The sequence below is a fragment of the Mesorhizobium sp. M7A.F.Ca.CA.001.04.2.1 genome (assembly GCF_003998485.1).
GTDB classification, from domain to species: Bacteria; Pseudomonadota; Alphaproteobacteria; order Rhizobiales; family Rhizobiaceae; genus Mesorhizobium; species Mesorhizobium ciceri.
The window spans coordinates 1-23,473 of sequence record NZ_RZQT01000086.1; the positions used below are offsets into that span (position 1 = coordinate 1).

21 protein-coding genes are annotated in these 23,473 nt (G+C 62.9%); 3 read left to right on the forward strand and 18 right to left on the reverse strand.

Features of this window, described 5'->3' with window-relative positions; genetic code table 11:
* The 3 genes from EN955_RS23545 to EN955_RS23555 all read right to left on the reverse strand — a co-directional run.
* Positions 1 to 774 (reverse strand): ABC transporter permease (locus EN955_RS23545; RefSeq protein WP_164769903.1); only part of this gene is annotated, 774 nt, incomplete at its 3' end.
* The gene (locus EN955_RS23550) at positions 771 to 2,339 is read right to left on the reverse strand and encodes an ABC transporter ATP-binding protein (protein ID WP_024505121.1); all 1,569 of its coding nucleotides are present in this window, start codon (positions 2,337 to 2,339) and stop codon (positions 771 to 773) included. The genes EN955_RS23545 and EN955_RS23550, both read right to left, overlap by 4 nt.
* Positions 2,340 to 2,415: 76 nt before the next feature.
* A complete protein-coding gene (locus tag EN955_RS23555; protein ID WP_244506860.1) occupies positions 2,416 to 3,405 on the reverse strand; it encodes a BMP family protein in 990 nt (329 codons plus the stop codon).
* 139 nt (positions 3,406 to 3,544) lie between these two features.
* On the opposite strand from EN955_RS23555, the gene EN955_RS23560 reads away from it, so the two are divergent.
* Positions 3,545 to 3,970 carry a hypothetical protein gene (locus tag EN955_RS23560; protein WP_024505122.1) on the forward strand — a complete coding sequence of 142 codons (426 nt, stop codon included), beginning with the start codon at positions 3,545 to 3,547 and terminating at the stop codon, positions 3,968 to 3,970.
* Positions 3,971 to 4,008: 38 nt separating this feature from the next.
* On the opposite strand, the gene EN955_RS23565 is transcribed toward EN955_RS23560, so the two are convergent.
* The 9 genes from EN955_RS23565 to EN955_RS23605 all read right to left on the reverse strand — a co-directional run bounded on the left by EN955_RS23565 (position 4,009) and on the right by EN955_RS23605 (position 13,107).
* The gene (locus EN955_RS23565) at positions 4,009 to 5,019 is read right to left on the reverse strand and encodes an ABC transporter substrate-binding protein (protein ID WP_024505123.1); all 1,011 of its coding nucleotides are present in this window, start codon (positions 5,017 to 5,019) and stop codon (positions 4,009 to 4,011) included.
* A 38-nt stretch (positions 5,020 to 5,057) separates the two neighbouring features.
* Positions 5,058 to 5,873, reverse strand: a complete 816-nt coding sequence (locus EN955_RS23570; protein ID WP_013529864.1) for an ABC transporter permease — start codon at positions 5,871 to 5,873, stop codon at positions 5,058 to 5,060.
* Complete coding sequence (locus EN955_RS23575) at positions 5,870 to 6,700, reverse strand: ABC transporter ATP-binding protein (RefSeq protein WP_013529863.1); 831 nt, start codon at positions 6,698 to 6,700, stop codon at positions 5,870 to 5,872. Before EN955_RS23575 ends, EN955_RS23570 begins: the two co-directional genes overlap by 4 nt.
* Before the next feature lie 130 nt (positions 6,701 to 6,830).
* The gene (gene fhmpcd1, locus EN955_RS23580) at positions 6,831 to 7,760 is read right to left on the reverse strand and encodes a 5-formyl-3-hydroxy-2-methylpyridine 4-carboxylate 5-dehydrogenase (RefSeq protein WP_024505124.1); all 930 of its coding nucleotides are present in this window, start codon (positions 7,758 to 7,760) and stop codon (positions 6,831 to 6,833) included.
* Positions 7,760 to 8,380, reverse strand: coding sequence for a glutathione S-transferase family protein (locus EN955_RS23585; RefSeq protein ID WP_013529861.1), 621 nt, complete (start codon positions 8,378 to 8,380; stop codon positions 7,760 to 7,762). Before EN955_RS23585 ends, fhmpcd1 begins: the two co-directional genes overlap by 1 nt.
* Positions 8,381 to 8,406: 26 nt before the next feature.
* Positions 8,407 to 8,814: a RidA family protein gene (locus tag EN955_RS23590; protein WP_024505125.1), complete on the reverse strand. Its 408-nt coding sequence runs from the start codon at positions 8,812 to 8,814 to the stop codon at positions 8,407 to 8,409.
* Positions 8,815 to 8,823: 9 nt separating this feature from the next.
* Positions 8,824 to 9,981, reverse strand: a complete 1,158-nt coding sequence (locus tag EN955_RS23595; protein ID WP_013529859.1) for a hypothetical protein — start codon at positions 9,979 to 9,981, stop codon at positions 8,824 to 8,826.
* Positions 9,982 to 10,036: 55 nt separating this feature from the next.
* The gene (locus EN955_RS23600) at positions 10,037 to 11,188 is read right to left on the reverse strand and encodes a cupin domain-containing protein (protein WP_024505127.1); all 1,152 of its coding nucleotides are present in this window, start codon (positions 11,186 to 11,188) and stop codon (positions 10,037 to 10,039) included.
* A 290-nt stretch (positions 11,189 to 11,478) separates the two neighbouring features.
* Positions 11,479 to 13,107 carry a choline dehydrogenase gene (locus EN955_RS23605; protein WP_024505128.1) on the reverse strand — a complete coding sequence of 543 codons (1,629 nt, stop codon included), beginning with the start codon at positions 13,105 to 13,107 and terminating at the stop codon, positions 11,479 to 11,481.
* A gap of 203 nt (positions 13,108 to 13,310) precedes the next feature.
* On the opposite strand from EN955_RS23605, the gene EN955_RS23610 reads away from it, so the two are divergent.
* Both EN955_RS23610 and EN955_RS23615 read left to right on the forward strand, forming a co-directional pair.
* Complete coding sequence (locus EN955_RS23610; RefSeq protein WP_013529856.1) at positions 13,311 to 13,988, forward strand: FCD domain-containing protein; 678 nt, start codon at positions 13,311 to 13,313, stop codon at positions 13,986 to 13,988.
* A 42-nt stretch (positions 13,989 to 14,030) separates the two neighbouring features.
* On the forward strand, positions 14,031 to 15,578 hold the full coding sequence (locus EN955_RS23615) for a GMC family oxidoreductase N-terminal domain-containing protein (RefSeq protein WP_024505129.1): 1,548 nt from the start codon (positions 14,031 to 14,033) through the stop codon (positions 15,576 to 15,578).
* 58 nt (positions 15,579 to 15,636) lie between these two features.
* Here EN955_RS23615 and EN955_RS23620 read toward each other — a convergent pair whose 3' ends face one another.
* The 6 genes from EN955_RS23620 to EN955_RS23645 all read right to left on the reverse strand — a co-directional run bounded on the left by EN955_RS23620 (position 15,637) and on the right by EN955_RS23645 (position 23,443).
* Positions 15,637 to 16,389 (reverse strand): GGDEF domain-containing protein, encoded by a 753-nt coding sequence (locus tag EN955_RS23620; RefSeq protein ID WP_024505130.1) that lies wholly within the window; start codon positions 16,387 to 16,389, stop codon positions 15,637 to 15,639.
* Positions 16,390 to 16,540: 151 nt separating this feature from the next.
* Positions 16,541 to 17,245 carry a thermonuclease family protein gene (locus tag EN955_RS23625; RefSeq protein WP_024505131.1) on the reverse strand — a complete coding sequence of 235 codons (705 nt, stop codon included), beginning with the start codon at positions 17,243 to 17,245 and terminating at the stop codon, positions 16,541 to 16,543.
* 32 nt (positions 17,246 to 17,277) lie between these two features.
* The gene (locus tag EN955_RS23630) at positions 17,278 to 18,267 is read right to left on the reverse strand and encodes an ABC transporter substrate-binding protein (protein WP_245467558.1); all 990 of its coding nucleotides are present in this window, start codon (positions 18,265 to 18,267) and stop codon (positions 17,278 to 17,280) included.
* Positions 18,268 to 18,569: 302 nt separating this feature from the next.
* Positions 18,570 to 19,328, reverse strand: a complete 759-nt coding sequence (locus EN955_RS23635) for a transglycosylase SLT domain-containing protein (protein WP_024505133.1) — start codon at positions 19,326 to 19,328, stop codon at positions 18,570 to 18,572.
* A 32-nt stretch (positions 19,329 to 19,360) separates the two neighbouring features.
* Complete coding sequence (locus tag EN955_RS23640) at positions 19,361 to 19,732, reverse strand: hypothetical protein (protein WP_024505134.1); 372 nt, start codon at positions 19,730 to 19,732, stop codon at positions 19,361 to 19,363.
* Positions 19,733 to 19,792: 60 nt separating this feature from the next.
* Positions 19,793 to 23,443 carry a VCBS domain-containing protein gene (locus EN955_RS23645; protein WP_127223463.1) on the reverse strand — a complete coding sequence of 1,217 codons (3,651 nt, stop codon included), beginning with the start codon at positions 23,441 to 23,443 and terminating at the stop codon, positions 19,793 to 19,795.
* Positions 23,444 to 23,473 lie beyond the last annotated feature (30 nt).

A 23,473-nucleotide genomic window follows, 5' to 3' on the forward strand; every position in this document is an offset into this window, starting at 1 on the left:
GGTCAGGCCGGGAACGCCGAGCCCCGAGTGAACCGCCGCTCGTGGATTGGCGCCGACGATCCTCAGCTTCAGCCCGAACGCCGTGCGCGTCATCACCAGATGCACGATGACGATCGCCGCCAGCCCAAGCAGCAGGCCACTGGTGATGGTCGTTTCGAACAGGCGCGGCAGCCGGTCCTCCACCGGCAGCGTGCGCGTCTGCGGCACGGTCGTGCTTGGGTCGCGAAACGCCAGCTTGACCAGCACATTGGCGAGCGAGGTGCCGAGGAACGTCATCATCAGGGTGGTGATGATCTCGTTGACGCCCTGATAGGCACGCAGCAGCGCCGGCACCAGCGACCAGATCATCGCCACCACCATGGCGATGAGGAACGAGCAGACCAGCGCCAGCCAGGCTGGCATGATCTGCACGAACACGGGAGCGCTGGCAGCCGCCGTCACCGCGCCAAGCAGGAACTGGCCGTCGCCGCCCAGATTCCACATGCCGGCGCGAAAGGCGACGATCAGGCCGGCGGCGAGAAACAGCAGCGGCGCCATGCGCGTCAGTGTCTGCTGGATGCCGAGCGGCGAGAACAGTCCCTTCTCCAGCACGAAGCCATAATAGGCCAGCGGGTCGACGCCGACGGCAAGCAGGATACAGCCGGCTATGACCAGCGCGATAAGGATCGGGCCGAGCGTCATCAGCAGCCGATGCAGGATGTCGCGGCGCGTCGCTGCCCCGCTCGTGGCATCGAGTGCGGTGGCGCTGACCGTGGGTGCGGTGTCGATGCTCATGCGGCAAGTCCGATCATCAGGCGACCGACCTTTGTGCGGGCGTCGTCTACGTTCTCGACGGTGCCGACCAAAGCGCCGTCGGCGATGACGGCGATGCGGTCGCACATGCCAAGCAATTCCTCGAGGTCGGTGGAGATCAGCAGCACGGCAAGGCCACGCGCCGCCGTATCGCGAATGCGCTGGCGCGACGCCAATGTGTTGGCGAGATCGAGCCCATAGGTCGGCTTGTTGAAGATCACCACCTTGGCGCCTTCAGCCAGTTCCCGTGCCAGAAGCACCTTCTGGATGTTGCCGCCGGACAGCCGCGCGACGGGCGTCTTCAGGCTCGGCGTGCGCACGTCGTATTCGCGCACGAGTTGGGCGGCGCGCTTGTCGATCTCCGCGCGCTGCTCGACGCCGTTGCGCCAGAACGGGGCCGCGCCGACCTGCTTGAGGAAGAAATTGATCGAGACCGGGAAGGTGCCGACAGTGCCCTCGCCCAGTCGGTCGTCGGTCAGGTAGCGAAGGCCGCGCCGGCGGCGCTCGCCGACGCTCAGCGTCTCGATGGCGGCGCCGTCCAGCCGCACCGAGCCGCTTGTGGCTGTACGCTGGCCGGCCAGCGCTTCCGCCAGCTGCTTCTGGCCGTTGCCGTCGATGCCGGCTATGCCGAGGATCTCGCCCGGGCGGATGTCGAAGGAGATCAACGACAGGCCCGGCGCATTGTCCGTCGCCGCTACCGCCAGGTCCGTCACCTGAAGAAGCGGGTCAGCGCCGGCGCGGGCAGTGCGGACAGGACGCTCGACGGCTTCCGGGTCATCCTTCTGCTTGCCGAACATCAATTCCACGATCTCCGAGACGATCTCCTGTTCGCCCAGCGTGCGAAACCGCTCGGGTGGAATCTCGCCGACCTTGCGGCCAAGCTTCAGCACCGAGATGCGGTCGCCGAAGGCAGCCGCCTCCTTGAGCTTATGGGTGATGAAGACGATCGCAAGGCCCTGCTCGACAAGGCGGCGCATCAACGCGCCCAGTTCGTCGATACCTTTCGGCGTCAGCATGGAGGTGGACTCGTCAAGGATGAGCAGCCGGCTGTTGCGCAGCATCGCGCGCAGGATCTCGACCTGCTGCTGCTCGCCGAGCGACAACTCCGATACCTTGGCTTGAAGCTTGACGGTGATGCCGAGCGTGCCGGTGATCTCGGCGACGCGCGCCGCCAGTTCCTCGGTCCTGGGGCGCTGCCACCACGGCCCGCCAAGCAGGAGGTTCTCCGCCACCGTCAGCGTCGGCACCAGCATCATGTGCTGGAATACGGTGCCTATGCCGAGTGCCAGCGCATGGCGTGGCGAGGTGATCGGCGTCGGTTTGCCGTCGACCAGTATGCGTCCTTCGTCAGGCTGCTGCAGGCCGGACAACATGCCGATCAATGTCGATTTTCCAGCGCCGTTCTCGCCCAGCAGCACATGCACTTCGCCCGGGCGGATCGACAGGTCGACGCTGTCATTGGCAACGATGCCGGGGAACCGTTTGGTCACGCCTTCAAGCGCGACGATGTCGCGCCCGGCAACGGACGATGAAGAAAAACCGCTCATGAAGCCCAGCACCAAAAAACAGGAATCGTCCGGAAGGGTGAACGGATCACCCCTCCGGCAGCCGACCATGATCGCCTTACTGGGCGACGCTGGTCATCAGTGCTCTTACGGCGGCCGCGTCATAGACCGGCTCGACCTTGATCTTGCCGGAAATGACGTCCTCGCGCAGCGCCTGGATTTCCGTCCAGACATTGTCCGGGATCGCAGCGGTCTTCAGCAACTTGACCGAGTCGTCCTTGAGGCCGATCGTATAGTGTTTGGTGCCGAACGTGTCGGCCTTCAGGTCGGCAATCATCGCCGCATAGACCGGCTCGATGTTCCACACCACCGACGACAGCAGGAAGCCCTTGTCGATCGGTGACTTGTCGCCGATGACGTCGATGAAATAGACCTTGCCGCCATCGGCTGCCTTGGTCGTCTCGACCGCCTGCAGCATGCCGAAGCTCGAACCGTTGCCTTGGCCGAAGATGATGTCGGCGCCCGACGCGATCACGCTTTCGGTGACGCGCTTGCCGCCGGCCGCATCGCTGTAGGCGGCCGGGCCGATCACCGCGTAGGTGATCTTGACGTCCGGGTTCTCCGCCTTCACGCCTTGCGCGAACGCCGCCGACTGCGAATTCCACGATGGCGGTTCGCCCGAGACGACGATGCCGACCGACTTGGAACGCGACACCTTGGCGGCGAGACGGCCGGCGAGATAGGCGCCCTCGTGGCCGCTCAGCGTATAGTCGGCGACAAGGCCCTTCTCCAGGCCGGCTGGCGTGTCGACGATTGCCACCGGAACTTTCAATTCCTTGGCGATTTCAGGCGCCGAGGTGTTGTAGCCGCTGGCATGCGCGATCAGCAGGCTGGCGCCGTCGGAGGCAAGTTCCCGCAAGGTCGGACGAACATCGCCATAGCCGAGGCCCTGGGCCACGACCACTTCGACGCCGGCGGCCTTGCCAGCCGCCTTGGCGGCATCGATGCCTTGCTGGTTCCAGCCGTAGTCCGTGCCTTCTTCGGGCGTGAGGATGGCGATCGACTTGACCTCGCCGGCAAGCGCGCCGCTCAACAAGACACTGGTCAATATAACTGCACTTACACTGCTCTTAAGAAGCTTTAACATGTTACCCTCTCTGTTGTTTCACCAATCAATATTCTTATTGTTATTGCGCGAAAGCGAGATAGACTGCCTAGGAAAAATTACATTGTGGAGCTCAGGCAAAGTGAAGATCCGTTATGCCCTTCCGGTGATGCTGGCGTTATCGTCCTTCGCCAACGCGGTTGAGTTGCACCATGTCGCCGTCCGCACCGGCACTGACGGGCTCGACATGGTTCCGTTGACGATTTCGAATGCGGGCAGCGAAGGCCTCTCCTGCAACGCCGAGTTCGCCCACTGGTATTCGGCCGGGATCGCAACGATCGAGCCGGGCAAGAAGACCCGCGTCGAGCTCTGGTTCGATGCGAAGACCGGCACGTTCACGATCCTCAACGACAAGCGCGAGAACCTGCCCGTCGAGCGGCTGTGGTGCGGTCTGGCGAGCCGAGCATATGCCACCCGCGTGCAGATCACGCTCGACCGCACCGACGCGGCGAAAGGCGAGCGTGATGTGTCCTGCGCCATGGCGCAGGACAGCCTGGTCTGCCGGTAGGCGCTCATTCCTGCGTCCGTTCGAACATCGCGAGCCTCTTATTCTTTCGCCAGGAACGCGTCGGTGAAGACGTCGTCCGCCGACAGAGCCGCCTTGAGCACGCCCTGGTCCGTCAGCGTCTTCAGAGTCTCCTCCCACTGCGTCTTCGTCATCCAGCCGAGACCGTGTTCCTTGGTGTCGGGGCTGGTGAACGTCGAGGCGATGTCGGCGTTGATCTGCGCCAGCAGTACGTCCTTCTTGTCCGCATAGCCGGGCGCTGCCTTGGCGGTGATCTCGGCGGCCTCTTCCGGATGAGCCACGACATAGTCGAAGGCCTCCCTATATGCCTTGACGAAGCGGCGCACGACGTCCGGCTTGTCCTTGATCATCGCCTGCGAGGTGAACAGGCCGGAGCCATAGGCTTTCCACCCATAGTCCGCCCCCATCATGATGCTGAGCGAGCCCGGGCCCCCGGCCTTCGCTTCCAGTTCGGGAACCTCCGCATCGATATAGCCGACGACCGTCTGAACCCGGCCAAGCAGCAAATAGCTTTCATAGGGAGGCGAGACGCTGTTCAGCGTCATGTCCTTTTCGGTCAGGCCATTGGCGGCCAGGAAGCCTTTGAAGAAGATGTAGGTGGAACCGGCCGGATGAATGCCGATGGTCAGTCCCTTGAGGTCGGACGGCTTGGTGAGCTTCAGCGTCTTGGCCAGCGAAATGATCCCCAGCGGCGAGTGCTGATTGACGGCTGCCAGCGCCACGACCGGGACATTCTGCGACCGTGCGACGGCAAGCGTGGGAAGATCGCCGAACCCGAAATCCGCGTTCTCATTGCCCACCAGCCGCATCGCGTCCGGCGAGCCGGATCCCTTGCGGATCTCGGCCACATCGATGTCGTTCTTGGCGAAGAAGCCCTTTTCCTTGCCGACGAAGAACATGGCGTGATTGCCGCGCACGACCCAGTCGAGCTGGACGTTGACCTTGTCCGCCGCCAGAGCCGCGTTGGAAAAACCGAGTGCTGCAACAAACGCCGCGAAGGTAGCGGCCTTGATAAGTGAGCGTCTCAGCATTTTTTGTTCCCTTTTATGAATTGGTTGATCGAGCGGGCCTAGGATTGGCTGAATTTCGGCGCCCACGGCACCACGATGCGTTCTAGGATTTCGGCGGCGTAGTAGAAGGCGATGCCAAGCACGGAAACGAGCAGCAGCGCTGCGAAGACCAGCGCCGTGTCGAGCTGGGTCGACGCGAACTGGATGACGTAGCCGAGACCGTCCGACGCCCCGGCGAACTCACCGACGATGGCGCCGATCACGCTCAACGTGGCGGCGATCTTGGTTCCGGCCATCAGGTTCGGCAGCGAGTGCGGAACGCGGATCCTGAACAGGATCTGCGTCGGGCTGGCCCCGACGGAATTCATCAGCGACAGCAGCGAGCGGTCGACCGATTGCATGCCCGCCAGCATCGACAGCGTCACCGGGAAGAAGGCGATGACCAGGATCAGGCCGATCTTGGGCGCCAGCCCATAGCCGAACCAGAGGATGAAGATCGGCGCGAGGGCGACTTTCGGCACGTTCTGGAACAGCACCACCAGTGGATACAGCGCGCGTCCCAACCAATCGAAGCGCACGATGACCAGCGCAATGGCAATGCCGACCACGACCGAGACCAGGAAGCCGAACAGGATCTCGCCCGCCGTCACCAGCGTCGCCTGCATCAGCGTGCCCCATTGCGCCACCAGCGACTTCGCGATTTCGGACGGGGCGGGAATGATGAAGGCGGATATGGCAAAGATCCGCACCGCGGCTTCCCACAGCACGATCGTCACCAGCAGGAGGATGACAGCCGGCAGCCAGCTGCCGGTCGCCGCACTCCAGCTGGAGGCGAGGCGCGGCTCGGAAAGGTCGATTATGGGTTGGTCGCTCAAGACGCGCCTCCCGGTTGATGGCTGGAGCGCAGCATCGTTCGCAACTGGACCACCAGCCTGACGAACTCCGGATCTTCGGTGACCGACAGGTCGCGCGGGTAAGGCAGCGCAATGTCGAGGCTCTCGGTGATCCGTCCCGGCTTGATCCCCAGCACGTGAACATGGCGCGACAGATGGATGGCCTCGTCGATGGAATGGGTGACGAGCACGATCGTCTTGCCGGTCCGCTGCCAGATCTCCAGCAGCGACTGGCCCATCGAATCGCGGGTGATGGCATCGAGCGCGCCGAACGGTTCGTCCATCAGCAGGACCGCCGGATCGAGCGCCAGGGCCCGTGCAATGGCGACCCGCTGCCGCATGCCGCCCGACAGCTCGTTTGGCCGCTTGTGGGCGCTGTCGCCCAGCCCCACCAGTTCCAGCATCTCCTGCCCGCGCGCCCGCAGATCCGAGCGCGAGAGCGACTTGTCGGCGATGCCGAGCAGCATCGAGGCATTGTCGACGGCGTTTTTCCAGGGGAGCAGGTTGGCGTCCTGGAAGACGAGGCCGATCATCCGCTTGCGCGCCGCCTCGACCGGCGCGAGCCCGGCGATCGAAACGCTGCCCTGGGTAGGCTGCACCAGCCCGGCCAGCACCTTGAGCAAGGTGCTCTTGCCACATCCGGAAGGACCGATAAGGGAAACGAATGATCCCTTTGGCACCGAAAGATCGATGTTCCTGAGGATCAGCTGACGGGCCATGACCACCGAAACGCCCTTGGCGGAGATTAGATCGTCATGGCGGATATGGGCCGGCCTGTCGCCGGCGGCTCGGATGGTTTCAATGCGCATGGCTTGTCACCCCGCGCGCTGTTTTCTGCCGCACCCGCACCATCTTGATGGCGAAGACGCCCTTCACACAAACAGCCGGCCGGTGGAACTCCTCAAACCGGCTGGCCCTCTGCGCACCATGTGACATTGGCTACTCCCGGCCTTCCAGGATGCGCCGCACCGCGACGAGCTTGCGCGCCCGTTCACCTTGCAGCGCCTTTGTCTGCTCGGGCGTGTAGGCAAACATGCCCTCGCCCGACTTGATGCCGAATTTCGACGCAGCCGTCTTCTCCAGAACCATCGGCGCCACATCGTCGCGGTTGGAGAGATCGGCATTCAGGAAGGACGAGACGGATTTGTAGATATCCAGCCCCGCCATATCGAGCAGCGCCATCGGGCCGATGACGGCGATCTTGTAGCCGATGCCCCACGACACGCAGGTGTCCAGGTCTTCCGGCTCGATGACGCCGCGCTCGACAAGATCGACCGCCTCGCGCAGCAGCGCATAGAGCACGCGGTTCTCGACGAAGCCTGGAACGTCCTTCTTCACCACCACCGGCAGCAGGCCGATCGAGCGGATGAGATCGCGGATAACAGCCACGGTTTCAGGCGCGGTCTTCTCGCCGCCGATCACCTCGATCATCGGGATGATGTGCGGCGGGTTCGACCAGTGCATGCCGACCATCCGCTCGGGATGCGAGATATGCGCCTGCAGCTTGGTGATCGGAATGCCCGACGTGTCGGACGCGACGATGACGGACGGGCCGATCAGCGGATCGATGTCACGATAGGTCTGCGCCTTGATGTCGATATTCTCGGGCACGTTCTCGATCACCAGTTCGGCGCCATCGACGGCCTCGGCGATCGTCTCGACGAAACGCACTTTGCCGGCACCAGTCCCGGGCGCCTCGATGTCGAGACGGTCGAGCACGCCGCCGGCAAGATCGAGCATGCCGCGGGCGCGCTCGATTGCCCCTGGCGAAACGTCATACGCCGTCACATCGAGCCCGCCGCGCGAAAGCCGCGCGGCGATGCCTGGACCCATCGTTCCCAGTCCGATGAGAGCGGCGCGCTTGATCATCATGCGGCCTTTGCGGGAGCAGCAGTGGTTGCCGCCTTGAAGGCCGGCCGAGCGGCGATCGCGGCCACCCAGCGCTCCAGATTGGGCATTGACGGCCGGTCGATCTTGAAGTCGACGCAGCGCTTCAGGATCGGCGCGCAGGCAATGTCGGCAAGGGTCAGCTTGCCGAGCGCCAGGAAGTCCTTGCCGGCCAGGTGGCCGTCGACGATCTTGAGCTGCGCGACAAGGTCCTTCACTTGTTCCTTGTATTCGGCGGTCTGTTCCTCGGGCGTGAGCTTGGCGCCCTTGAAGGCCGCCAGGTAGCCCGGATTGACTGCCGCCAGCAGGAAGTCCATCCAGCGCTCGACCTCGGTCTTTTCCGCCGGCGTGGCGCCATTCAACTGTTCGCCGCCGAATGCCGCGAGATAGCGCAGGATGGTGTTGGACTCCCAGATCACGGTGTCGCCGTCGACCAGCGTCGGCACCTTGGAGGTCGGGTTGAGCGCCTTGTATTCCGCCGTCTGCGTGTTCTCGAACTGGCGGCCATAATCCTCGCGCTTGTAGGACGCTCCCAACTCTTCGAGCATGAAGAGCACCTTCTGGACGTTGCCTGATGTCTGGCGGCCTAACAGCTTGTACATGTCTTCTCCTCGCTAGTGTCCAGGGCCTACTTGCTCGCCGGCAGCGGCTTGTAGACGATGGCGTCCATTTCGATCTTGGTGTTGATGACCGCTTTTGCCTCGACGGTCGTGCGCGCCAGAACGGCGTCGCCGATCCCTTCGAGGAAGGCCTTGTTGTAGCGGCCGAAATCGCGCGTATCCTCGAGATAGGTGGTGATCCGCACGACATCCGACAGCGTCGCGCCTTCATGCGCGATGACGCGCGCGATGGTCTTCAGCGTCGCCAGCGTCTCTTCTTCGATCGTGCCGCTGATCATGTTGTTGTTCTCGTCTTTCGGCACCTGGCCCGAGACGAAGATGAAATCGCCGGCACGCACCGCCGGATGAAACGGCAGGTTCGGGTTCTTGTTGCCGATGGCGTAGTGGCTGGCGGATTTTCGCGTGCTGTCGCTCAACATATCCCCCTAGAGAACGCTGGTTTCGATGATGTCGACGCCACGGATGCGGTCGATCAGGTAGACGATGCCGCGGTCGTCGATGGTCACGTCGTTGGACGAGGAACGCTCCGCGCCCTCCGGCGCGTCGGGCATGAAATGACCGACTTCCTTTGGCGCGAACGGATCGGCGATGTCGACGAGGCGCAGCCCCTGCGCGAACCACGCAAACGGAATGACGGTGCCATTGAACCGCTCGGAAGGCTGATGGCAGCCGGTCATCTGCGGCTGCGGTGAACCGTCCGTGTCGAGGCCCGGCACCTGGAAGGTCGAGATCGGCAACGGGTTGGTCTCGTCGGTGATATCGTAAATCCAGGTGAAGGCCGGCGGCGATGGCCGAAGCTTGGCGACATCCTCGTCCGCCACCACCATGATGTTGCGGCCTTTGAGCGGCTGTGGAATCGGCAGGCAGGTGTGCGTGGGATGCGGAAAGCTCGGGCTCGAATTGACGTGCGAGACCAGCTTCGGCTTGGTGATGTCCGAAATGTCGAGGATGAACAGGCCATGATGCCAGTAGCTGACATAGAGCCTGTCGCCCATTCGCAGCGGATGGTGACAGCGCGGCGTGACATAGTCGTGCCAAGGATACTCTTCGCCGCCCCCGGTCCACTGGCCCGGTATCCACCAGCGTCCGACCTCGACCGGCTTCGCGGGATCGATCAGGTCGAGGATCATCACGATATTGCCGACATAACCGTCGGCGGTCGGCGATATGTAGGCGTAACGGCCGTCGAAATCGTAGCGGTGGACGCCCTTGCCGCCGGTTATCCATTTCGAGATGAGCTTCGGCTGTGCCGGCTTGGTGGTGTCGTAGAGCGCCAGTCCGCCGCCGAAATCAGCCGGGCCGGCGTCGCCAAAGCGCTCGTGGTTGATGATCATCAGTCCGTCCTTGGCGCGCACCTTGTGTGAGTGCCAACCGGGCGGGACATCGATCGTCGTAATTTTGCGCGGATTGCGCGGGTCGGAAATGTCGACCAGCGTCGTGCCGCTCGGCGGCCGCATGTGGCCGATATAGAGGATGTTGCCGTCGACCCAGACCTGACCGCCGCCTGGGCAGTCGACATGGCCGATCTGCTTTGTGTTGAACGCCGAAACCAAATGCATACGCCCTTGCTGCTGAAATTCCATTTCGATGTCCACGCCGCCAATGGCGGCGCGGACATTGCCTGCCGGAGGACCGGAACTAGACGAGACGGAGCAGATCGCCGGCCTGGTTGCGGCCCCAGCGCTTGTAGAGGAGCAGCGCCTTTTGCGTCGGCGCATCGGTGGCGCCGAAGAAGATCACCGGCTCGCTCGACGAGCCGTTGACATGTTCGACCCAGGAACCGCCGGGTATGGCGATGGTGTCGAACTGGTTCCAGTCATAGCGTTTGCCGTCGATGATCGAATGGCCGTTGCCGCGGAACGGCGCCAAGAGCAGGCTGGCGGTCTCGCGCTGCGGCAAGGTCTTCTCGCCGGGGCGCAGCATCTGCACGTAGAAATTGATGGTGTGGAAGACGGGTCCGCCGGTCGTCGGATCGACATAGTCGATGACGATGCCTTCATGGGGGTCGCCATCCCAATCCTTGTGGGCGTCGAGAACCGCTTCCATCTTCTCCCAGCGATAGACATACATCGGCGACGACAGGCCGCCGCCGCGCTTGTGGTCGACGAAACGCGGCATCAGGCCACCTTCGCCATAGATGCGCTGTGAGTAGTCGCTGGGATAGCGGGCGGTCTGCACCTTCTTCTCGACTTCCTTGCCGTCGACCATCTCGGTGTATTTGTGATCGAAATGGACGGCATGCAGCGTTTCGACCAGCGGCAGGTCGAGCACCGACAGGTTGACCGCCTGCTCGCCGCCAACGGTGCCATGATTGTGCCAGGCGTCGTTGGGCGTCAGCACCATGTCGCCCGGGCCGAAGACCACGTCTTCGCCCTCGACGCCGGTGAAATTGCCCTTGCCCGTCAGGCCGAAGCGGATGGCGCTCGGCGAGTGCTTGTGCGGCGGCATGATCTCGTCGGGATCGTTCAAGCGGTAGGCGGTGTACATGGTGCTGACCGATGCACGCTTGGGTGCAAGACCGGGATTGACGAGGATCAGCGAACGGCGCTCGCTGTCGTCCATGGTCACCAGTTCGGCGGCGCGCTGGAGCAGGGGCTCGATGTCCGAATAGGACCACACGAAGGGAACGGCTTTCGACGTCGCCATCAACTGCTTGATCTCGTCATGGTCGACGCCTTCCGACGTCGCCCAGAACGGAAACATGTTCTTTGCGTAGAGGGCGTCATAGAGGCCCTTGAGTGCCGCCTTCTTGTTGGTGAGCACATCGTTAGCTGGTTGCGCCAGGGACATATCGGACACCTCTCGTCACGAAGAAAATACTTCTAACCAACTCAACCGTATTCGCATTGGTTTTGCTCGACAATACCCAAATTGCGAATTTTATAAGTTTTTGGTTGAGGTGCATTTTTGAGAGGCAAATGCCCAGAAATAGGCAGGGATAGCCTAGAAATGCACGAAATTCAGCTCACAATCAGGGCGTGAAACCGCTTCGTCACGGCCATGCTGACGCGCATGACAGTCCAACCAACGCAGTTTTTCAGTCTCAACCAAAAGACTTTGGTTGCATTCCGGCCGCCTTATCAGGCCGCCACGCTCTGTCGAGCGCGGCTGCCGATCAGATCCGCGGCCTTTTCGGCGATCATGATGACCGCCGCATTGATGTTGCCGCAGACGAGGTCTGGCATGACCGAGGCGTCCACGACACGAAGCCCGGCAATGCCGCGCACCCGCAATTCCGGATCGACCACCGATGCCGCATCGACGCCCATGCGGCACGTGCCGGCCGGATGATGCACGGTGATCGAGGTTTTGCGGATATGCTCGTCGATCTCTTCGTCGCTCTCGCATTTCGGGCCGGGGAAGAACTCCGCGCCGACGAACGGGGTCATGGACGGCTGGCTGGCAAGGTTGCGCGCAACACGAAAGCCGGCGCGAAGCGACTGCCAGTCGCGCTGCGAGGACAGGAAATTCTGATGGATCAGGGGCGCGGCGACCGGATCGCTCGACGCCAGCTTGACGCTGCCGCGGCTCTCCGGCTGCACCGCAACGATACGGGTCGCAAAGCCGTCGGCGAACGGCGCCTTGAACGGCGACATGTAAGGCCATGCCCCAAGCGGCGCGGCGGTGAAAAGCAGCTGTACGTCCGGCAACGGCCGGCTTGCGTCGCTCTTCAGGAATGCCACGACGCCGCCAGGCACATCTCCCGAAAAGCCCTTTCCGGTGAGATAAGTCTTGACGAAATCCAGCCCGATACGATCGGCCCGCATCATCTTGAGAAACGGTCCAGGCTGTTTGCGCCGATACATCACGATAACCGAAACGTGGTCCTGCAGATTCTTGCCGACTTGCGCACGATCGACCTTCGTCTCGATGCCATGCGCCGCCAGCTCGCCGCTGTCGCCTATGCCTGACAGCATCATCAGCTGCGGCGTGTTGATGACGCCGCCGGCAAGCAGAACTTCGCGCCGCGCCAGAACTTCATGGCTCGCCCCGCCTCTGGTGTAGGCAATGCCGGCTGCGCGGCCATCCCTGAGCAGGATCTTCGTCGCCATCGCGCCGGTCAGCACCTTGACATTGCCGCGCCGCATGGCGGGCCGCAGATAGGCGGTTGCGGTCGAGCAGCGGCGGCCGTTGGCAATTGTCATCTGCAGCCGGCCGAAGCCTTCCTGTATGGCGCCGTTATAGTCATCGGTCTGCGGGTATCCGGCATCACGGCTGGCTGTGGCGAAGGCATCGATCAGTTCGTCCTTGTAGCGGCAGAACTGGGTGTTCAGCGGCCCGCCGCCGCCACGGTACCGGCTTTCGCCCGCTTCCCAGCGCTCCTGCTTCTTGAAGTAGGGCAGCACCTTGTCGAACGACCAGTCCGTCAGGCCGCTTGCCGCCCAGCGATCGTAGTCGCCGCGATTGCCGCGCACATAAGCCATGGCGTTGGTGGAGGAAGAGCCGCCGATGACCTTGCCGCGCGCGCATTCGACCTTGCGGCCGCCGACATTGGCCTCGGGCTCGCAGAAATACATCCAGTCGTGGCGGCGCTCCGTCAGTATCTTGCCCCAGCCGAGCGGGATGTGGATCATCGGATCGCGGTCCCAATCCCCCGCCTCCAACAAAAGCACCGACACGGCGGGGTCTTCGCTCAGCCGGTTCGCCAGCACGCAGCCGGCCGATCCCGCACCGACAATGACGTAGTCAAAGGTTTCGCCAGCCGGCATGCGTGATCCTCGGGAGAAAGACGTCTGCCGCGATGGCAACCGTCGACATGGGCAGTCAACCATCGCGCAACTGGTGTTGTCAACCATTGCGTACAGTTGTAGATTGGTTGAATTGGTTGAGTGCCGTCGAACAGGTTTTCGTGTCACAATATGATGTCGGGACGTTGAGTCGGCGGTCTGCCGATCGGACAGGAGATTTGGTTTTGAGCGCATTCGAGCCGCAGGTCGGACCATCTGATCTCGACGACATCATCGCTGCGGTCCGCCAGTTGCAGCAGGGCGGCGGCAAGCTTCCGTCCGAGCGCGATCTTGCGGAACATCTGAGCGTCAAGCGCCATCAGCTTCGCAAGGCGCTTGAAGTGCTGCGCCTTTCGGGCGACCTCAAACCGGCGCGAGCCAGGCGGGCGCCGACCGCCCTTCCGAGATATGGCGAGGAACTGGTCAGGGTAACCAATCCGATCGAGGTCCTGGAATTGCGCCTGATCATGGAGCCGGGCCTTGCCCGACTGGCGTCGCTGCGCGCCTCCTCTTTCGAGACGGCGCGGATCCTCGACGCGGCAACCACGCCGGAGAACGCCCCGTCGGGTGAGGTCGATTTCGCTTTCCATCTCGCGATCGTTGCCGCGGCCCGCAACCACCTCGCCGCGGAATTCTACAAGATGCTGCGCCAGGTCGGTGTCGATGCGCGGGTGAAGGTTGCGCGCACCGCGGCACCCACCTGCCCCAAGCGGATCGCCCACCGCGACGGCGAGCATCGCCTGATCGCCGAAGCGATCTCGCAGCGCGACCCCGAAGCGGCAGAGGCCGCAATGCGCGCGCACCTTCTGTCGGTGCAGAGACAGATCATGGAACGGTCGAATGCCGGCGCCTTTGCCGCGTGATCGCATCACCTCTGACATCGAGCCTGTGCGGGGAATTTCAAATTGAAACGTCATTTCGACGTGCTGGTCATCGGCGCGGGATCCGCTGGCTCGGTTGTTGCCAGCCGTCTCAGTGAAGACCGGTCGTGCCAGGTCGGCCTCATCGAAGCCGGGACGATGCCGGACGATCCCGACATCGCCGACCCGCTGAAATGGACGATGCTCCAGGGCCGCGCCTACGACTGGAGCTATCGGACCGTGCCCCAGCCCTTCACCGCCAACCGCGTCCATGAATGGCCGCGCGGCAAAATCGTCGGCGGCTCGAGCTGCCTGCATGCAATGGCCTATGTGCGCGGCCATCCCGATGATTTCGAACCCTGGGTGCAAGCCGGCGGCGAGCGCTGGTCCTATCGGGGGTTGTTGCCGGGCTTCATCCGCAGCGAAGCCTTCACCGCCTCCGACGGGCCAACACGCGGCAAGAGCGGCCCGCTGGATGTCTATCTGCCGGACGCCGAGGTCAGTCCGGTCGTGCGTGCCTACATCGCCGCCGGGCGATCCATGGGGGCTCCCGCCCTGAGCGACCACAACAGCGGCGAGATGGTCGGCACCAGCCCCAATTCACTCAACATACGCGACGGCAAGCGCCTGAGCGTCGCCGACGCCTATCTGCCGCCGCGGGTCATGGCGCGGCCGAACCTGACCTTGCTCGCCGGCCACGAGGTCGAGCATCTGGTTCTGGACGGCCACAGGGTCACGGGCGTGAGCGTGGTCTGCGAGGGCCAGACCAGAACGCTCTGTGCCGACCGAATTGTCCTTTGCGCGGGCGCCGTGTCCACGCCGCTCATCCTCATGCGGTCGGGCATTGGTTGCCCGGATACGCTGAAGCAGGCTGACATACGCTGCCTTGCCGATCGCAGCGAGGTGGGCCGCAACCTGCAGGATCATCTGCTGGCTCTTGGAAATGTCTACAGCACCAAAAAGCCGGTGCCGCCTTCCCGCCTGCAGCACTCCGAATCGCTGATGTATCTGCACAGCGACGACCCGACCCGCTCCATGGGAAGTCCCGATATCGTGCTCGCCTGCGTCGTCGCTCCGTCGGCGGCCGAGGGCCTGAATGCCCCGCTTTATGGCTCGGCCTTTACCATCCTTTGCGGCGTCACTCATCCGACAAGCCGCGGGCGCATCACACCGAGCGGGCCGGGCCGCAACGATGCGCCGGTCATCGATCCGCATTATATGGAAACCGAACACGATCGCGCGACATTCAGGATGGCGTTGAAGCGGGCGCGCATGGTCGGCCATCATGAGGCCCTGGACGAATGGCGCGATACGGAGATCCTGCCAGGCGCACCGGTTCAGTCCGATGCCGAACTCGATGCTTTCATCGCCAGGGCTGCTTCCACCCATCACCATCCGGCCGGCACCTGCCGGATGGGTCTTGACACCGAGGCCATCGTCGATCCCGACTTGCGGCTGAACGGCTTCGACAATGCCTTTGTCGTCGACGCCTCGGTGATGCCGGCGATCCCGAGCGGACCGATCAACGCGGCGATCGTCGCCATCGCCGAAACCTGGGCGGCGTCTTCACGGGTTACCGCGGCGGCCGCGTGACGGCGGCCGCATCCGACACTTCCCCTGGGTTCCGAATGGCTCTGCTTCCCGGCGACTATCAGCTATGGAGATGCGTCAGCTCAAACGCCGCTCCGTCCCGGACGCCGGCCATGCGCTGCTCGGCGGACCGGAACATGTCCGCGAACTCCACCTGGTTCTCGAACACCACGCCGCCGACCTTGACCGTCAAGGCATCCTCGGTGCCTTTTGGCGCGAAATAGACTTGTGCGATGCGCGCCCTGATACGCTCGCCGATTTCCCTGGCTTCTGCTTCGGTCGCGCCGGCGAGGAAGACCCCGAACATCGACGTCCCCATGCGTCCAACCAGATCCTCCGCGCGCACCGACGATTGTATGGTTGAGGCTATGAGCCGCAAGGCTTGATCGCCCCATTCAAGACCAAAGCGCAAGTTGATGGACCGCAGATGTTCCGAATGGATGACCAGGAAGGCGCCCGATTTTGGCCCCGGCACCGACGGTCTTGCCGTTCTTCTTTCGACCATCGACGTGAAGACCGCTCCGTTCAGGCAGCCGGTCGTGGTGTCGAAGGTTGCCGACTTGTCGAGCTCCCGGCGATAGCGACGAAGTTCGATCTGTTTCAATCCAACGAACAGAAAAAGCGGAACGCCAAGGACAACAGGCAACAGGATTGCCGTGATCATGCTGCGCCCAAATGGCGTCAGCGCTTCGGAAAACAGGAGCAGATAATTGAGGCCGACGGAAACGCCCAGGATTGCAGCAGTTCCCAGAAAGGTCAGCAAAGCGACGCCTTTCCATGCCTGGTCGGTGGTGCTCGCCATAGTCTTTGTCACTGGCCGATCTCCTGTGGATGGGCTGGTATAAGGCCGGTGTGTTGCAATTTCAGTTTCAAGGAACATTGCAATTTAATCGATTGCGCGATGACCCCATCAAGGCTGCGGACGTGGCGATTAACAAACAAAACATCAGGGAATGAATGACAGGCTATTGTGCCGGGCCGAATATGCCCATCCCGGCCTTTCTGGCTGTCGCCTCCGCCTTGCCGTAGATGCCGCTCGGCAGCGCCGTGGCCCAGCCGTTGGAGACAAGCCAGGCGCCAACATCCTGTTTGCCCAGCCTGCACGGTGCGGCGACGGCAAAACGCTCGACGTCCGGCGGTACGAAACAGTGCAGCGCGCGTCCCCTCAGCCAGGAATTGAAAACGGCGCGGGCGCGCACGCCGCAAGGCCAGGTGACGTCATGAAACGAGCAGGAGCTGTCAAGATCGATGCTTTGCACCCCGCTGATGACCACCTTGCGGCCCATGGCTTCGAACATCGCCGACGATGTGGCAACCGGGCGGTAGAGCGAGACCTCCCGCCAATCCCCAGGCATCGGCGTTTTCGGAGGCACGGCGAGGCCGAGCTCGCTGAGTGGCGGGCGGGGCTCGGCCCGTTCGATCTCAGCGGGGTCAAGCCGTGGCGGAGCGATCAGGTCTTGGGCAACCTTGCGCGCCGGTTCCAGGCGTTGTGCGCCGGCAACCGGGGCAACCGGCCGGACAGGCTGCGTGTCGTCAACATCTGGCGACTGGGCACGGACCGGCCGATCGACCGAAAGCAACGCCCCGCCCTGAATGATCAGCAGTATCCCAGCCAGAAGCAGGAGACTTCCGAGTGCGATCGCCAAGCGGCTGCGGCCTGGCCTGGCCATCAGCTTGAACAGGATCCAGGGATTTGCGCCGTTCAGAAACCCGACGTCGATTTGGCAACCAGCTTGAGCGCACCTTTTTCAATCCGGTAAAACGGCATCGAGCGTTCGCTGGATCCGTCGGCCCGAAACCGGAACAGGCCGGTCGACCCGCGAAAGCCGTTTGGATTTTCGAGAACTTTTTTGCTGAAGCCATCAGGCCCGACCGCGCTGGCAATCCCTGCCGTCAGGGCAACCATATCATAGGCATAGGCCACATTGACGTCAGCCGGATAGTTGTATGTCGTCCTGAAGCGGTCGGCGATCGGCCCGGTTTCACCTGGATCGAGCGTGGCGATAAACGCCCCCTCGAAGAGCGGATCCATGGGGTGCTCCAGCCAACGGTTCGTTCCGACGACGGAGACAGTCTTTCCCGGAATGCCCTTCGATTTGAGGGCGGCAAGCATGGGCGCCGGACTGCCATTGCCGCTGGCGACAATGACGGCGTCGGGGGCGTCCACGAGTGAGCCCATTTCGTCGACCGCCTTCGCGCCACCGTCGCCGGCAGAATATCGGAGAGTGACCGCGAGCGCCGCGCCATAGATGCTGAGGCTGTTTGCGACCCGCTTCTCCATGGCGCCGGCGTTTGGGCCATCCGCGACAAGCAGTACGAACTTCTTGCTGCCTTTCGCGGCCAGTCCCGCGGCGCCCGCGGCGGCGCTGTCCGCTTCGCCAAGGAGCACGGCATAGACCCCGGGGCCGCCGGCGAAATTGTCGGCGAGCGCCAGGACCGGTGGCCGCTTCGACCCCGACAGCGTGGCAATATGCTGGGCCGCCGGTAGCTCGGTCGGGCCGATGACGACTTTAGACCCCGTCGTAATGGCCGTAACCGCCAGTTTGCCGGCCAGTGCGCTGTCGCCTTTGGTGTCTTCTACCGTCAGCGCCAGCAATCCGTTGCCGATATCCGTCATCGCCAGCTTGGTCGCATCGAGCATCTTCCTGCCGTTTTCCCCGGCCGTTCCAGGGGCGGAAAGCGGCAGCAGCATCGTGACTTTGGTCGACCCGGTGCCCAGCGACTGGGTCGCCTGGACGGGACCGGCACCGGCGGCGCCGTTCTGCCCGGCAGGCGCGGTAACCGCCGCCGGATCGAGCACTTCGGACACGCCGCCCTTCGACTGGCAGCCCGACACGATCGCGGCGAGCGCCAAGGCGATTGCCCATGTCCGCGGACGGTGGACCTGTCGGCCAGCTTCCATGAATGCTCCACCCCTATGTGCCGCCGGATATTGTTCCCGGTCTGGTCTTCAACGCATGTTACGGCGGACTTGCAGTGCCGTCTGTAGTTCTTTTAGCCGCCGAACAGCCTGCCTCTGAGCGCCCTGATCTGCCTTGCTTGCCCAGCACTTCGATAGTCGGCGCATTTCATGTATCGCGGCCCGGGCACGAACACGCGGCGCACGCAGACGCCCTTTGCCTGGGCAGGGGCTCCACCCTCCTCGCCTGGCGAAAATGCGGAAAAGCCGAACGTCGCCACCGGCAAAGGCCCGGTCACTTCGATCCCTTCCCTTGCCAGGATTGCCCGCGCACGCTGGCAGTAGCGGACTGAAAGGGCCGAGAACCGGCTTTCATTGTGCCCGGCGCGATACTTCATGACGGTGGTGCAGAGATCACCCGCGGCGAGCTTGTTGGCCTGTGCAAGATATTTGACCCCCAGCGCGATGTTGGCCGCCGGCGCGCTGAGATCGTCGAGGGAACCTCGAAAGCCGAGCATCCTGGCGGTCGCCGGCATCACCTGCATCAGGCCGACTTCGCCATCGGCGCCTTGCACGCCGGGATCGAAGCCGCTTTCGATCTCCATCACCGCATGCGCCAGCATCGGCTCCAGGCCATAGATCGATGCCTGGCAACTGGCAAACGCCTTGAAAGCCTGCCGGGTCCACTCGGTGGCCGGATCACAGCGCACTGGTTGCTTCAGGCCGGACGAAAGCTGTTGTTTCACGGATGGTCGTTCCAGCCAGTTGGCACTGGCCGGCGTGACCGTTTGGACAACGCCAAACAACACGATCGCGCCCGCGACCGCCTTCAGGAAGGATCCGGCGGCTGTCATGATGGCCAACAGGCGTGGGTTCGCCTATCCGGTCAGTGCATGTACTCGACCATGCGATCGTGAAAACACTCGCATTTGTTGAGGGTGTCTTCGTCCTTGTAGTTCGTCTTCAGGTAGCCGTAAGCCATGCCGCAGGCGACCTTGGCTTCCGATGCCCAGACGAAGACGGGCCGGGACGAGTTGATCCACTCTGAGCTGTTGGCGGCGGCAACCGACTCGTCCATCAGCTTCACAACCTCCTGCTTCAGATCGACGATGTTGTCGTTCAAGACCAGATTGGACGTGCCGACGACCCGGCAATAATCGCCTGTCGGACCTTCGATGATGTCGGCGGCATACCCCGTCGACCCGACTGCCAGCAACAGCGTCGCAGCGGAAACAAGCAGTCTTGCAGAACGTTTCATGTTGAGCTCCCCTAGATATTAGCGACGTATAACATAATCACATGGCCCCGCGCTATGCCGTTAGATCGTTACCGTGTGTTGTACATGCGCCGTGTCGTCGTAGAGTATCGTGATCGTGCCCGCGGCAGGTCCGTTCTGCAACTCGGCAACGGCCACGAAATTGGCCGCATTGCCCGAACCATCAGTGTCGACGCTCAGCGTCTTGGTGCTGGTGTCGTAGTGCACGTAGTCGGCAATGGTCCCTGCAGCCTTGTCGAACAGCGCGCTCAGGTCGATTTTATCGCCCTCACCACCTGGGCCGGTGCCGTGGTAGTCGGTGATGAGATCCTTGATATCCAGGTGCTCGAGCTTGAACGTGTCGGCGCCCGCACCGCCGGACAGTATGTTGTAGCCCGTGGCGGTGACGAGAATGTCATCGCCCGGTCCGCCCGACAGGATATTGGGGTCATAGGTGGAGTCACCGGTAAGCGTGGCCTGGTGCCCATCATTGGCGTCGACAACGATGTCGAAGCCATGACTGGCCTTGTCGCCGTCGCCATCCACGACATCGACGTTGAAGTGCAACCCGACGTCGTGGGGTATCTCGGTGGCGGTCGTCACGCTGGTAGTGGTACCGCCAATAAGCAGTCCTGTGTTGCCGGTATTGATAATGGAGACTCCATACATCAGGCTGGCCGAGCTGATGTCTAGAACGCCGTTGACAATGTTCATGCTACCCTGATCGTGGGCAATTCCATTCTGATCATAAGTAATCACATTAACAGCATAGCTGCCTGTCATCTGCCCGCCGTTAGACCCGTTCAAGAAATTGATCATGACATGATCCATGCCAACCGCGGTTGTTGGGTGGGTTGCAGAGTTTTTGTCGCCATCTCCCTGAAGGAACTTCAACGTTATCGATTCTTTATTGTCCAATGTTTGTCCGGATCCTACACCCAAACCGTTGTTGTTTGAGTTTATTGTCGCCTGGCTGCCAAGAGTCGTACCTGAAACCCACCCTGAATTTCCAGTAAAAAGTATATCCGTATGAAGGGGAGTTGCCACGTTGTTCTTTACAGCTATTTGCTCAAGATAGAGGCCATAATTGTTGCCACCAAAGCTCCCAGCGTTGGTTGCTGTCGTATCTGTTACCACTATCGTGGGTGCGGGATTGATCACCTCAAAGTTGTAGGTGCCATCCGCCTTCATCGTGACCGTGAAGTAGGGCTGCGTACCCGCGGCGTCGAAGAACGCAGTGTATTTGGCCGTGCCGGTAGCAGCGTCGTAGGTCGACGTTGAATGGTCGATTTGTGTTACGCTCGCCTGATTGGCCAGTGAGATCGCAATCGCCGACAGTCCGTCGGCACCAGGCGTGTATGACCAGGTTCCGACATGCGAGCCGGCAGCGTTGGCAACAATCTGGCTCTCAATAGAGGCAATCGCAGGCACGTCATCGACGACGTCGATCTTGACCGTGCCGGTCACAGTGTTGCCGTTTGCGTCCTTTGCCGTGTAGGTGAAGCTTTCCGCACCCGTCAGCGTGTTGGCTCCCTGGACCGCGCCGCTGTTGAACGGCGATGTCAGCGTATAGGTCCAGGCGCCGCTGGTCTGCAGCTGGAATATGCCATGCGCTGTCGTCGTGGAGATCGGCGTGTAGGTAATGCCCGTGCCCGCCACATTGAGCTGGCCCGTCACCGTCTCGGCGGTGCTCGGCGGGTTGGAGCCCGTCACCGCGCCGTGACCGAGGTCGCCTGGATCGGTCACCATGTCCAGCGCCGCTTCGTTGACCTGGCCGGTCTGGTTGATGGGGGTCAGCGTCACGTTCGCGACACTGATGGTCAGCGTCGTCGTCGACAGATCCCCGTCGCCGTCCTTGATCGTGTAGACGAACGTGTCGGTCGCGTTCGCCGAGATCTTGTCCGCCGTCGCCTTGTATATATACGCGCCGTTCGCCTGCAGCGTCAGTGTGCCGTACAGGCCGATGATCACCTGATTGACACCGCCACTCACCGGGTTCGCCGTATTGTTGCCGGCGGCAACGCCGACCACCGCGCCGCTGGCCGCATAGCCGTCAGCACCGGGCACGTCATTCAACAGGACGCCGTTGGCCGCATCCACATTAAGCGTCGCGCCTTCCGTCACATTGCCGATATCGAGGTGTGCCGTCGGCACGTCGTCGACGATGGTGACGACGATGTTGCCGCCGCCGTGGGTGCCGCCGATACCGTCGACCGCGACCGCAACGGTGTCGATGATTGTCGTGTCGTGACCCGTCGCCTTGTCGTGGGTCTGCGCGGCATTGAGCGTGTAGCTGTAGGTGAAGTCGGCCGACTTGCCGTCCGCCGCAGCCGTCACGCCGGTGATCTTCAACGTGCCGTCGGGCGTGTTGATGGTCTGGTTGAGCCAGGCATTCAGCGCGTGGGTCTGGCCGCCGATGGTCACCGTGGCGATGCCGTCGGTCGCCGTGACCTTGAACGCGCCGGTGTCGGTCTCGCTGGTGTCGGGGGCCGAGGTCAGGCCGTGCTCGTACACGACGCTGGCGGCGCCATTGGCATTGGCATCGTTACTCGGCGTAACCACCACCGTGGCGTTGTCGTCGGCGCCGTTGATGGTGAACGTGATGGTCTTGGTGTCGGCGTCGCTGTCATGGTCGGTCAGCGTGTAGCCGAACGACACGTTGATCGCATCGCCGTTCTTCAGCGCCTGCGTCGCCGGCTTGCTGTTGTCCAGCACGAAGCTCCAGGTACCATTGGCGTTCTGCGTCAGCGTGCCGTAGTCGGCCAGGACGATAGGGTTGCCGCCCAGCGTGGCGGTCGCCGCGCCCCAATTCACCGAGCCAGCCGCCGCCGGGCCGTCGGCGCCGAACGTGTTGCCGTAGTCGGTCGTGACGTTGCCGCTGACAGTGGTCGTGGCGCCGTCTTCGGTCAGCGCACCGGCATTCACATTGTGCCCCACAGGCACGTCGTCGACGATGGTGACGACGATGTTGCCGCCGCCGTGGGTGCCGCCGATACCGTCGACCGCGACCGCAACGGTGTCGATGATTGTCGTGTCGTGACCCGTCGCCTTGTCGTGGGTCTGCGCGGCATTGAGCGTGTAGCTGTAGGTGAAGTCGGCCGACTTGCCGTCCGCCGCAGCCGTCACGCCGGTGATCTTCAACGTGCCGTCGGGCGTGTTGATGGTCTGGTTGAGCCAGGCATTCAGCGCGTGGGTCTGGCCGCCGATGGTCACCGTGGCGATGCCGTCGGTCGCCGTGACCTTGAACGCGCCGGTGTCGGTCTCGCTGGTGTCGGGGGCCGAGGTCAGGCCGTGCTCGTACACGACGCTGGCGGCGCCATTGGCATTGGCATCGTTACTCGGCGTAACCACCACCGTGGCGTTGTCGTCGGCGCCGTTGATGGTGAACGTGATGGTCTTGGTGTCGGCGTCGCTGTCATGGTCGGTCAGCGTGTAGCCGAACGACACGTTGATCGCATCGCCGTTCTTCAGCGCCTGCGTCGCCGGCTTGCTGTTGTCCAGCACGAAGCTCCAGGTACCATTGGCGTTCTGCGTCAGCGTGCCGTAGTCGGCCAGGACGATAGGGTTGCCGCCCAGCGTGGCGGTCGCCGCGCCCCAATTCACCGAGCCAGCCGCCGCCGGGCCGTCGGCGCCGAACGTGTTGCCGTAGTCGGTCGTGACGTTGCCGCTGACAGTGGTCGTGGCGCCGTCTTCGGTCAGCGCACCGGCATTCACATTGTGCCCCACAGGCACGTCGTCGACGAT